Source organism: Pseudomonas mandelii (assembly GCF_006438925.1).
GTDB classification, from domain to species: Bacteria; Pseudomonadota; Gammaproteobacteria; order Pseudomonadales; family Pseudomonadaceae; genus Aquipseudomonas; species Aquipseudomonas mandelii_C.
In genome coordinates, this window is sequence record NZ_RCZA01000020.1 from 38,443 (window position 1) to 50,958 (window position 12,516).

8 protein-coding genes are annotated in these 12,516 nt (G+C 54.3%); all 8 read left to right on the plus strand.

Translation table 11 applies throughout. The features are described from left to right. Positions 1 to 137 precede the first annotated feature (137 nt). The gene (locus EAH74_RS30700; protein ID WP_140683952.1) at positions 138 to 1,643 is read left to right on the plus strand and encodes a PhoPQ-activated protein PqaA family protein; all 1,506 of its coding nucleotides are present in this window, start codon (positions 138 to 140) and stop codon (positions 1,641 to 1,643) included. 338 nt (positions 1,644 to 1,981) lie between these two features. Beyond that, positions 1,982 to 5,755, plus strand: coding sequence for a hypothetical protein (locus EAH74_RS30705; protein WP_140683954.1), 3,774 nt, complete (start codon positions 1,982 to 1,984; stop codon positions 5,753 to 5,755). A gap of 108 nt (positions 5,756 to 5,863) precedes the next feature. Further along, positions 5,864 to 7,159, plus strand: coding sequence for a glycosyltransferase (locus EAH74_RS30710; RefSeq protein WP_140683956.1), 1,296 nt, complete (start codon positions 5,864 to 5,866; stop codon positions 7,157 to 7,159). A 150-nt stretch (positions 7,160 to 7,309) separates the two neighbouring features. After that, positions 7,310 to 8,173: a phospholipase gene (locus EAH74_RS30715; RefSeq protein ID WP_140683958.1), complete on the plus strand. Its 864-nt coding sequence runs from the start codon at positions 7,310 to 7,312 to the stop codon at positions 8,171 to 8,173. 126 nt (positions 8,174 to 8,299) lie between these two features. Next, positions 8,300 to 9,205: an AraC family transcriptional regulator gene (locus tag EAH74_RS30720; RefSeq protein WP_140683960.1), complete on the plus strand. Its 906-nt coding sequence runs from the start codon at positions 8,300 to 8,302 to the stop codon at positions 9,203 to 9,205. Positions 9,206 to 9,525: 320 nt separating this feature from the next. Beyond that, positions 9,526 to 10,836, plus strand: coding sequence for an ABC transporter substrate-binding protein (locus EAH74_RS30725; RefSeq protein WP_140683962.1), 1,311 nt, complete (start codon positions 9,526 to 9,528; stop codon positions 10,834 to 10,836). A 159-nt stretch (positions 10,837 to 10,995) separates the two neighbouring features. Further along, entirely contained in the window at positions 10,996 to 11,922 is a 927-nt protein-coding gene (locus EAH74_RS30730) for a carbohydrate ABC transporter permease (RefSeq protein ID WP_140683964.1), read from the plus strand. A 10-nt stretch (positions 11,923 to 11,932) separates the two neighbouring features. Then, positions 11,933 to 12,516 (plus strand): carbohydrate ABC transporter permease (locus EAH74_RS30735; RefSeq protein WP_140683966.1); only part of this gene is annotated, 584 nt, incomplete at its 3' end.

Here is a 12,516-nt window from a genome sequence, read left to right on the forward strand (position 1 = left end):
ACGTTTGTGCATAAACCGACGTAAGGCTGCATTTTTCGGCGTTTTTGGGCGCTGACCTGTCAACTCTGACAGTAGAAAAGGCCGCCCGCCTGGCGTTTGATTGGACCGGTGATTCCCACTCATAAGGAACCGAGTCCATGCCGAATCGAACCGAACGCTACGCACGTTATTTGAAAATCAGCGGATTATTGCTGATGCTCGTCGCCGGATATGGTTGCCAGTCAGCCTCTTCCGACAATCCCCAGCACTGCTTTGAACAGAGCGGACAGGCGTTCAGCGAGGTATTGAGCTGCTATCGCAAAGCCGAAGCGACGCAACCGCTGCGCTACATCAGTAAAGGACAAGAGCAACAGCCCGGCGTCAACATCCAACGCTTCGAGCTGACGTCGCAGTCCTGGGGCCAGGGCGGTCAAGTCGCCCCGGCAGACTGGATTCATGGCGTCGACCTGTACATTCCCGACAACGTCAAGGGTACGCGCGCTGTGCTGGTCGCCAACGACGGCGTCAACAATCCTTTGCCCGGAGAGTCTCCGGGAGCACCCAACAACTTTTCGCAGCAAACACTGCTCAACATTGCCCGGCAAACCGGTTTGATCGTCGTGGCTGTCAGCAATGTCCCTAACCAGTATTTGACCTACAGCGATGACGGCGTGCCGCGCACAGAAGATGGCAGTGTTGCCCACAGCTGGAAACTTTTCATGCAGGCCCCGGAACAACAGCCCTTTATGTCGCTGCATGTGCCGATGATGGAAGCGCTGGTCAAGGCCATGGACCTGGCGCAAAAGGAAACGCAGCCAGGCCAGGTGGTGAGTTTTCTTGCCACCGGCGCATCGAAACGCGGCTGGGCGGTATGGCTGTCCGCCCTTGCGGACTCACGCGTCGATAGCATCGTGCCGTTTGTCATCGACGTCTTGAACACAGAAAAAGTGTTCGAGCAGACGTTTCTGGCCTACGGCCGTAACTGGCCACTGGCGTACATCGACTACTACATGCAAGGTGTGATCGCCCAACGCGAGACCGAGCCGTTCAAGAAGCTGATGCAGGTCGAAGATCCGATGACCTATCGGAATCTGTCCGGCTACACCGACCGCTTGAAGATCCCGAAATACATCGTCAACGCCAGTGGCGATGACTTCTTCATCCCGGATGCTTCACGCCAGTATCTTGTGGACCTGCCGGGTGACAATACACTTCGGGTCATTCCCAATTCCGCCCACGATGTGCGGGCGTTTGTTGAAGCGAACCTGATTCCTTATATCAAGCGGCGGCAGACCGGCAATACCGCACCAAGGTTAAAGACACAGGAACAGCGCCTGGACGCCGCATCGACCCAGTTGCACCTGACCTTGTCCGAAATACCGATCAGGATGACCCGGTGGACAGCCCACAACCCGAAGGCTCGGGACTTCCGGTACAACTGCGGCGTGCGCTACACCGCAGCACAATTGCCGGCCTCAACGGACGTCCAGACGACTCTCCGTGCTCCGAAGGTGGGTTGGAGCGCAGAGTTCTTCGAAGCTGAGTACGCGGACGGCGTTGTCGAAACGACGATGGTCAAGGTTCTTCCGGATACGTATCCGAATCAGGCACCACCCGCCGATGAGGCGTTTTGCAGAACGCTACCTGCCACCCCGGGTCAGTAAATCAAGACACGACAATCTCAACCCTTTTGCTCTGTGGGGTTGTCGTGTTTCCTAGACTGTTCTCGGTCATCCATTTTCTTGCGCCTGACGGCATGCACGTGATCGGCAAGCCGTTTTCCATTGATCACTGCGGAATAAAGTGGAAAGCATTATTTAAAATCACCTGAGCTATTGCTAGTTACAGCGAAAAAATTTGCACACTGACAACATGAAAACCAACTAAAGCCATAATTATTTTCAGACAAATGCAACACACACTTACATACGCCAACTTGCCATCACTCAAACATTAAAAGAGGATGCCTCAAACATACCACCCAGAGATAAATGGATTTACCATGACCAATAGAAACACAACCAATACCTTTCAACGACACTTATCACGACCTTCATCTTATATCCCGCCACAAGATCACAACAGTCAAAAAGACAATATCGAACGCCTGGAGCTTCTCAGCAAATTAAAGCGTCGCGCGCAAGACTATAGTGATTCCAAGGAAATCAGTCTGGAGGGTGCTTCCATCTCCCTGGAGTCTGGTTCATCGCTAGAAGAAGCTCTCCAGCCCGCAAGAGTCATGTTGCGAAACATGGTCGAAAAATCCTCTTTCAAAAATCTTTTGATGAAACTCCAGCTGTCTGAACATTCACTGATTGAAGTCACCGCTAATGGTCAGGTTCAGGCACACTACGCAGGCAGAACCCTGAGTTTCGAGAGTGCCTTCAAACTGGCTCCGGATCTGAACGATGACTTTGTTGTATTGGTTGAAATGGCGCAATTGACCGGTGGCGTCGTCACCCTTGATGATCAAGTCAGCATGACTCAATGGTTGAGATTCCATCGTTACCTCCTCCCTCGGACGCTCATCGATGCCCAGAACCTGATTGCATTCCTGGAACAGCAACATCCCGTCAGTCCGCCATTCGGTAACTATTGGGAAATGATACAGGTCGGGGAAAACAATTCGCTCACTATGTCATCAGCACAGTGCAGCCGACTTCGAGCACTTATCAAGGAACACACCAAAGGCAAGTCATTACTGGAGCATCTGTCAGACACTATTCTGGGTGGACGATCCACTCCCTTCAAACGAGCGGGTGCGGAGTATTATCTGAAAACACTTGTTTCCAGCTCCATTGCTCTAATCTGGGCAAAAAGTTTTGTACGGGACCTGGATTGGTATGGTGCGCAAGATCATCAGCCCTTATCGGATGAGTCTCTTCAGCAAATACTTTTGACCGCGCTACTGTTAGATCTCCATCCGATGGTCGGGGAGCAAGAGCCGCGCAATCAAGTGGCCGGTTTCGATCTCTATGCAGCCCAACACATAGAGAAGTCTTTCGCCAGTGTTCAAACGGAATTCGAAAGACACCTGATCGATAACCACGGGATCACTGAACATAACGCGGCACTGGCCTCGCATTTATTGCTGGCCGGCACCGCGCCGGAGTTCCTGGTCAAGGACTTGCCGCCTACTCTGCTATTAGGCACCCCGCAATGGGTTGATTACTGCCGGACCATCGCGGTGCAGGAAATCATTTCACCGGGATCGTCGCGCTCAATGACCCATGCGCAAATACAACACCTGATGAAGTCCGACCCAGTCACCGAGTCGCAACAGGCACTCAATGCCTTGGCTGCTGTAGATCCAGTGATCGACTGGGCGTTGCTCAACGGTATCGTCACCCATGATGAAGTGAACCGGTCGGTCAAGGATTCGCTTGAAGTGGCAGTGGCCGCTTACGCCCGCCATGCGAAAACCTTTGCTGAAACGGCTGAAACGTTGTCTCGCCCCTTGCCGACCCGCAAGAGCGTCGCCCTGGACATCCTCCAGCAAGTCGCCAAGGGATGCACCTATCTTGAAGATGACGTCCTTCACCAAAAGCGCAATCGAACGCTGGAAGACGCCTATGCCAAACCGTTCCTCATATCCCCTGTAGACCTGCTCATGTCCAACGACCTGCAGACAGGTGATTGGGACTTGAAGCATGGAGAGAGTATTTATAAAGCGTTTCCAAAGATGCTCCCCAATCTGATTTCTCCGGATGGAGAGTTTTACCGCCAATTCAATCGAAACTATGTACCGCATACACAGGCCATGAGCACGCATTTGAAACTGGCCCTTACATCCTTGCCACTTCCTGATCGGGCTCGGCTGCTGCACGGACAGGTGACGATATTCTCTATAAGGCCTTCAGTCGCCACTCTTCATCCAATCACCCGCCCCCCCATGAATCCAATATCGTCAACCCTTGATGTCATACTGAAAGTGCCGAATCGGGTTCCCATGGAGAGTCAGAAAGACAAAGAGCAGGCCACCGGTCGTTACGGTGTGGTGATGTGTACCTTATTCGAAGGACGACTGAGTTGTTATGAGCTGTTCACCTTGCACGGAGTCTGCCGTGAAAACACGAAACTGACTGAGCTGGTCGAAAGGGAGAACCTGTTACATACAAGCCCCCGCACCATTAAAGAAAACCACTTCCACCCGGCACCGGTGCATCAACTGCCCACGGACATCGAGTGCTACACCCATGGAGTTACACCTGGCCTCGTCAATACCAGTCGTGGCGTTATTGAAAAAATCGGTGAGCTATCAGCGACACCCCTGCCTTCGAACATTGAAAGCAAAGGCTATTACCAAAGTTTCTATTCAAGTGAATTCGACCCGCTCGTGAACTTCGTGCTCAAGCACCGGCCAATCGCAACCTACGATGAGTTGGTAAAAGAATGTTGGGGACAAACCCGGCTGGAAGCATTGCGCGCAGAACGCGAACAAGGGTTGAACACGTTTCTCAATATTATCGTACCGTTCAAATCATGCATTGAAGACATCAGTTCAGACGATCCGGATCGACAGTTCCAAGGAGTAGCTGCCTGCACCCTGGAAGCGGCGATGACACTTCTGTTGGTGGTCGGGGTCATCGCTAAGGTAGCCAGTCTTGCCGTCAGGAGCATGACCCTTGCAACGAAAGCCAGCGCCATGGCCAAGACTGGCCTGGGCCTGGTGAGCAGCTTGCTAAATCCGCTGGATGGCGTCACGGATTTGCTTATAGGTGGCGCAAAACTGTTGCGCAAAGGTTTTAACGGGAGTGTTGCGGCCTTGGAAAACGCCATTTCCGATCTTCGCCAGTTGACGGGTCAGCCTCCATTCAAGCAATTGGCCAAAGCCGTCGATCCAGACATCATTCGTCTGGGAACCTGGCGCCCCGCGCAAACTTCCCTGGATACCTTCCAGGTATGGGGTATACGCCACAATGACGAATGGTACGCTCTGAACCGATTTGGCGAACCTTGGGGTGCCAAACTGAAGGGTTTTGATTTCAAACTTAAACTGCCCACCCCACGCTGGCATAAAGTCATGCCTAATAGCTACGCTCGTACAGTGATCAAAGAAGGTTTACCACTCGCCAGCAGAAAAGTAGACGATGCCATCAACGTATTGAATGACCCAACGCTGGTTCAGGAATCGAATGCGGCTCTTGACCTTCTGCTTGCGAATGACTCTTCTGCTGCCCGAAGTACTTACCGCGACTACCTGATTGCAGTTAAAGAGGATCTTTCAACTATCAAACCCGGCAACTTCATCTTCGACAGCGGTAAAGAAAGCGACGCAGTAGCCGAGCTGCATTGGGGGCTCTACAACGATTGGAAGACCGGCAACAAGGCGCAAAATGCCAATAACGAATTCTTCCGGGTCCACAGCAACAACTTCAACGAGGCTTATCGCAGGGATCATTTCAACCCGGGCGTCACTGCCGATACTTTCGTTCATGAAATTTTCCACGGCACGCCGAAAACCAAAGATTTCGCCTACGCTGAAGACAGCGGAATATTTCAGCGTGGTTCTCAGCAATTGGACGTAAGTCCACTCCTGAATCTCGCCAACGGCAAGACATCCATGGGCCTGCCGAGTTTTCCAAATACTAACTACAACCGCGGCACGGCGTTTAAAAATGCCGACTCGTTTGCATTGACGACATCGCTGCTAAGCCAATTAAAGACCAACAAGCAAGCGTATCAGCAGAATATAGCGACCATGAAAGCGGCACTCAAAAATGCCAACCATGGATACATCAGTGGGCAGACACTGGTAAAAATCAACATTCTCTGAGTTCCAGACATACCGAGTTACTGAAACCAGGCGCATGCGACCACTACTGTACTGTGGTTTAATTGCGCCCTTTTTTGCCCCCTCGCTTGCTGCAAAGGATCACTGTTCATGACCCAGCCCCACGCAACCAAAGTCCTGGTCATTGGTTATGTCTGGCCCGAGCCCCGCTCTTCAGCGGCCGGTGGGCACATGATGCAAATTCTCGAGACCTTCTTGCAGCAAGGCTGGGACATTACGTTCAGTAGCCCGGCCGGCACCGGCGAACACCGGGCAGACCTGACGGTCCTGGGCATTCGCGAAGTCCCGATCGAATTGAACAACAGCAGTTTCGACACGTTCATCAGCGAACTGGCCCCGGATATCGTTCTGTTCGATCGGTTCATGATGGAAGAACAGTTCGGCTGGCGCGTCGAGAAGCACTGCCCCGATGCCTTGCGCGTGCTTGAGACCTCCGACCTGCAAAGCCTGCGGGATGCCCGCCATCAACGCCTCAAGGAGCGTTTGAAGGCTAGTGACGACGCCAATGACTTCAATGAACTGTTCGCGCCGGCGTTACGTGAAGAGTTTGAGCTCATGGCCGAGACCGATCTGGCCAAACGGGAAATCGCAGCGATTTATCGTTGCGACTTGAATCTGATGATTTCCGAAATAGAGATCGAGTTGCTGGTCGAGCAATTCAAGATGCCGCGCCACTTGCTGCACTGGTGCCCGCTGATGGTCGATCTACCGAGCGTGCCACCGGTTTCTTTTGAAGACCGCGCGCACTTTCTCAGCATCGGCAACTTCCGTCATGCGCCCAACTGGGATGCGGTGCTCTGGATGAAAACCACGATCTGGCCGCTGATCCGCGAGCAGCTGCCCAGCGCTCAGTTACATATATATGGCGCTTACACACCGCCCAAGGCGACTGCGCTGCACAACGCCAGCCAGGGTTTTCATGTAATGAACTGGGCGGAAGACGCGTTAGAAGTCATGTCTGGTGCACGGATTTGCCTGGCACCTTTACGCTTCGGTGCCGGCATCAAAGGCAAGATTGTCGACGCCATGTTGTGTGGCACGCCCACGATCACAACACCAATCGGCGCAGAAGCGATGCATGGCGAACATCTCTGGCCGGGGGCTGTGACCCGAACAGCACAGGCGTTCGCCGATTGCGCGGTTCAGCTGTACAAGGACGAGGCTCTGTGGACGAACGCCCAATCCCAAGGGAAGACATTGCTGGCCGATCGTTATCGGCAGTCCGAACATGGCCCGGCATTGATCGAAAAGCTGGTGTACTGCCAACAACACCTGACGCAACTTAGAAGTGATAATTTTACGGGTAGCATGTTGCGTCATCACCATCACAAAAGTACGCAATACATGGCGCAATGGATTGAGGCAAAGAATCGAAATCCACTATAGCACTTACCCCAACAACAAACATTTCGCATTACCACTATTATTGACCAAGCTTAATACCCTCCTTTATAAATACTCGACCGAACTTTAACTTGTTTAGTTAAGTTCGGCACAACGACCTACTCATAATAAATCAATGCAAGGATGCATCAAATGGACAACTTTGTTCAGAACAACCACGCACTTAACAACTGGATGGCCGCTACTCCGGCAATTGATACATTGTCGCTCAGCGAATTGACGCTGCCAGGCACCCATAACGCGGGCAGCGACTGGAAAGCATCCTGGCCGCTGATTCCAGGCGCCCACTGGCTCGCCTGTCAGCACCAATCGTTTTATGCCCAGCTGAAGCACGGCTCTCGAGCACTCGATATCCGTTTAATGTATGACGCTGGCGCGCCGGGACTCGGGAAATTCTGCATTCATCACAACAGTTACCGCAATGGTCGTACCTTGGGGCACCTTGTAACCGACGTGGAAGACTTTCTTCAGGAGAACCCCAACGAATTCATCATCCTGGACTTTCATGACCTGAAGGGGGATCAGTTTGATTTCGCTTACTTCAACAGAATGATGATGCACTTTCTCGGCCATCGCATAATCCCTACCCAAAACCGGTCTCTGAGTCTTCGTCAACTCAAACAAATCAGCTCTGAACAAAGAATTTTGGTCGCGGCCCCATGGCACAGTGCGCTTGATCGAAATGTATTTCACGAGCAGATCGGGCACAAATGGTCTGGCAGCGGTATTACCAGTACCGCGAACTTGGAAAAGCACATTATTAATGTGCTGAAATACCCGCCGGGCACATGGACGCCGTGGTCGCTTTCCGCCACCAGTTACAGCGCTCTCGGTGGCCCCGTGGATATTCATGACAAGCTTAATTCCTGGTTCGATCCGAAGAAAAGCGACTGGGCGTCAAAGTGCAACATCATCAACGTCGATTTTATTGAAGAGTCCAACATTGTCTCTTATTGCCGAACTGTAAACCTGACGAAAGCGAGCAAGCGAAATTAACAATTTTCGCGCCCGGTTACGGAGACAGGCTGCACGAGCAGGCCTAAGCGAAAGTCGTGGCAGGCTGGCACAGCAGGCGCCAAAAGAGGCATGATCGAATAGCGATAACAAGAAAAGCACCCTGACATGACCCGAACAGCCCGCGTGACAGACCCCTCCTACGAACTGATGGACGACCATAACGGGTTGTCCATCATCTATCGCCAGCACGGATTTCCCTGCCCGTTGGTGCGTTGGCATTTTCACAAGGAATACGAACTGCACCTGATCGTCGCCAGCTCCGGCAAAGTGTTCATCGGCGACTACATCGGTAACTTCTATCCGGAATCGCTGTTCCTCACCGGCCCCAACCTGCCCCACAACTGGATCAGCCAGGTGGCCGAAGACGAAGTGGTGCCCAAGCGCGACATGCTGGTCAACTTCACGGATGAGTTATTCGACAGCGGCCACTTGGTGTTTGCCGAGCTCAAAACGCTTGCACCGCTGTTGGAGCGCGCCCAGTACGGCATCGAGTTTCGCTGCAAGCGCACCATCCGCCAGGCCATGACCTTGATGCAGCGCATCGCCGATACCAAAGGTGTGACACGCCTCGGGCACTTTTTCATTCTGCTGGAGTTGCTGGCCGCCTCTGACGACTTTCAGTTGCTGTCTGGGGCCACGACGCCGCAATTGGCCGACGAGCACAATATCGATCGCACTAACCGGGCGGTGGATTACATCTTCGCGCATTACGCTCGGGAACTGCCGCTGGAGGAAGTCGCCGAGCACTTGGGCATGAAGCCGACTTATTTCAGTCGAGTGTTCAAGCAAGCCACCGGCCGGTGCTTCATCGAGTTCGTCAATCGGCTGCGCATCAGCAAATCCTGTGAGCTGTTGGCCGACGGTGACAAACCGGTAACCGATGTGTGTTTCGAATCGGGTTTCAACAATATTTCCAATTTCAATCGGCGCTTTCAGCAACTCAAGGGCATGACGCCATCGCACTACCGGCGGCTGGCGGTGCAGCGGTTGACCGAACAAAACCTCGGTTAAAGAAAGATCAAAAGATCGCAGGCTGCGCCAGCTCCTTCAGGGGATCGCATTCCAATGTAGGAGCTGGCGAAGCCTGCGATCTTTTGATCTTGGGGCCCGAAAACCTGTACAGAATCAATACTGATTAACGGCAAAAAAGCCGTTCCCTGCACCTCTCCCTCCAAACACCAGTGCAAAATAGTATCGATTCAAGTGCGATGGATGATTTGTCACGTCATCAATAGAAGGCTGTAATCAGTGCACATTCTTCCTGCCGTCGGAAGACACAAAAACAATAACTGTCCTTCTGTAACCCGCCGGGTGCAGAAAAGGAGTGCACGATGCAACCTTCTGTAAAAGCTCTGCTTGCCCTCACCTGCATGACCCTCAGCAGCGTCAGCCTCGGCGCCCAGACCCTGACCATCGCCACCGTCAACAACAGCGACATGATCCGCATGCAAAAACTCTCGAAAACCTTCGAGGCCGAGCATCCGGACATCAAGCTAAATTGGGTGGTGCTGGAAGAAAATGTGCTGCGCCAACGCCTGACCACCGACATCGCTACTCAGGGCGGGCAGTTCGATGTGTTGACCATCGGCATGTACGAAGCCGCACTCTGGGGCGCCAAAGGTTGGCTGGAGCCGATGAAGGACTTGCCGGCCAGTTACGCCCTCGACGACGTGTTCCCATCGGTGCGTGAAGGCTTGTCGGTCAAGGGTTCGCTGTATGCCTTGCCCTTCTACGCCGAGAGCTCCATCACCTATTACCGTACCGACCTGTTCAAGGACGCCGGGCTGACCATGCCCGAGCATCCGACCTGGACCCAGATCAGCGAATTCGCCAGCAAACTCACCAATAAGGATAAAGAACAGTACGGTATCTGCCTGCGCGGCAAAGCCGGTTGGGGCGAGAACATGGCGCTGATCACCACCGTCGCCAATGCCTATGGTGCGCGCTGGTTCGATGAGCAGTGGAAGCCGGAATTCACCGGCCCCGAGTGGAAAAACGCGCTCAACTTCTACGTTGATACCATGAAGAAATCCGGCCCGCCGGGTGCGTCGAGCAACGGTTTCAACGAAAACCTCGCGCTGTTCAACAGCGGCAAATGCGCGATCTGGGTCGATGCCAGTGTTGCCGGTTCGTTCGTCACCGACAAGACCCAAAGCAAGGTCAGCGACCACGTCGGCTTCACCTACGCACCGCACGAGACCACCGACAAGGGCTCGGCCTGGTTGTATTCCTGGGCGCTGGCGATTCCGACCAGTTCCAAGGCCAAGGACGCCGCGAAAACCTTCAGCGCCTGGGCTACTTCCAAGGAATACGGTGCTTTGGTTGCAGAGAAAGACGGCATTGCCAACGTGCCGCCAGGTACCCGCGCCTCGACGTACAGCGATGAGTACATGAAGGCTGCGCCATTCGCCAAGGTGACTCTGGAGTCGCTGAAAGCCGCGGACCCGAGCAAACCGACCCTCAAACCCGTGCCCTATATCGGCATTCAGTTGGTGACCATTCCTGAGTTCCAGGCCGTGGGTACCCAGGTCGGCAAGCTGTTCTCGGCGGCACTGATCGGCCAGACCACGGTTGACCAGGCCCTGACCGCTGCCCAACAAACCACCGAACGTGAAATGAAGCGCGCCGGTTACCCCAAGTAACCCGCAACCTATTGTGGGAGCGAGCCTGCTCGCGAAAGCGATGTTCCAATCGCCAAAGAGGCATCGGATGTACCGACCTCTTCGCGAGCAGGTCGGATCGCCGCACCGTCGCTCCCACATTTGATCTTCATGCACCTGTTCTTAATTGGTTCTATCGCCATGAATATTTCAACTGCCAAAGCTCACATGGACATTCCCCAACCGGTGCGTAAAAGCCGGTTGGCCAACCCCGGCTGGTTCCTGGTCAGCCCCTCGGTGGCGTTGTTGCTGCTGTGGATGATCGTGCCGCTGGGCATGACCGTGTACTTCTCGCTGATCCGCTACAACCTGCTCTACCCCGGCGAGAACGCGTTCGTCGGGCTGGAGAACTTCAGCTACTTCCTCAGCGACTCGGGGTTCCTGCCCGGCGCCACCAATACCTTGTTGCTGGTCGGCAGTGTGCTAGTGATCAGCGTGGTGTTCGGCGTGTTGATCAGTGCGCTGCTGGAGGCCAGTGAGTTTCTCGGTCGCGGCATCGTCCGGGTGATGCTGATCTCGCCGTTTTTCATCATGCCCACCGTCGGTGCGCTGATCTGGAAGAACCTGATTTTCCATCCGGTGTCGGGGATCCTCGCCTACGTCTGGAAGCTGTTCGGCGCGCAGCCGGTGGACTGGCTGGCGCACTACCCGTTGCTGTCGATCATCATCATTGTGTCCTGGCAATGGCTGCCGTTCGCCATCCTGATTCTGATGACCGCCATGCAGTCCCTCGACCAGGAACAGAAAGAAGCCGCGCGCCTCGACGGTGCCGGGCCGATCGCGATTTTCTGGCACCTGACCCTGCCGCACCTGGCCCGGCCGATTGCCGTCGTGGTGATGATCGAAACCATCTTCCTGCTCTCGGTGTTCGCCGAAATCTTCACCACCACCAACGGAGGTCCCGGCTACGCCTCGACCAACCTCGCCTACCTGATCTACAACCAGGCGCTGGTGCAGTTCGACGTCGGCATGGCGTCCGCCGGTGGTTTGATCGCGGTGGTGATCGCCAACATCGCCGCCATCGTGCTGGTGCGCATGATCGGCAAAAACCTGACAGACAAAGCCTGAGGCCTGCGCCATGACCCTTCAACAATCCCGCCGTCTGCAAAGCCTGCTGCTCGGCACCCTGGCCTGGGCCATCGCGATCCTGATCTTCTTCCCGATCTTCTGGATGGTGATGACCAGTTTCAAAACCGAAATCGATGCCTTCGCCACGCCGCCGCAGTTCCTCTTCACGCCCACGCTGGAGAACTACCTGCACATCAACGAGCGCAGCGATTACTTCAGTTTCGCCTGGAACTCGGTGGTGATTTCGTTCAGCGCCACGGCCCTGTGCCTGCTGATCGCGGTGCCGGCGGCCTACTCGATGGCGTTCTACGAAACCAAGCGCACCAAAGGCACGTTGCTGTGGATGCTCTCCACCAAGATGCTGCCGCCGGTGGGCGTACTGATGCCGATCTACCTGCTGGCCAAAAGTTTCGGCCTGCTCGATACGCGCATCGCGCTGATCGTGATCTACACGCTGATCAACCTGCCGATCGTGGTCTGGATGATTTACACCTACTTCAAAGACATCCCCAAGGACATCCTCGAAGCCGCGCGCCTCGACGGTGCCACGCTGTGGCAGGAAATGGTCCGGGTGCTGCTGCCGATCGCCAAGGG

Bases quoted from the DNA above. Each gene is read 5' to 3' on its own strand.
- EAH74_RS30700 (WP_140683952.1), top strand. From the start codon at position 138: ATGCCGAATCGAACCGAACGCTACGCACGTTATTTGAAAATCAGCGGA.
- EAH74_RS30705 (WP_140683954.1), top strand. From the start codon at position 1,982: ATGACCAATAGAAACACAACCAATACCTTTCAACGACACTTATCACGA.
- EAH74_RS30710 (WP_140683956.1), top strand. From the start codon at position 5,864: ATGACCCAGCCCCACGCAACCAAAGTCCTGGTCATTGGTTATGTCTGG.
- EAH74_RS30715 (WP_140683958.1), top strand. From the start codon at position 7,310: ATGGACAACTTTGTTCAGAACAACCACGCACTTAACAACTGGATGGCC.
- EAH74_RS30720 (WP_140683960.1), top strand. From the start codon at position 8,300: ATGACCCGAACAGCCCGCGTGACAGACCCCTCCTACGAACTGATGGAC.
- EAH74_RS30725 (WP_140683962.1), top strand. From the start codon at position 9,526: ATGCAACCTTCTGTAAAAGCTCTGCTTGCCCTCACCTGCATGACCCTC.
- EAH74_RS30730 (WP_140683964.1), top strand. From the start codon at position 10,996: ATGAATATTTCAACTGCCAAAGCTCACATGGACATTCCCCAACCGGTG.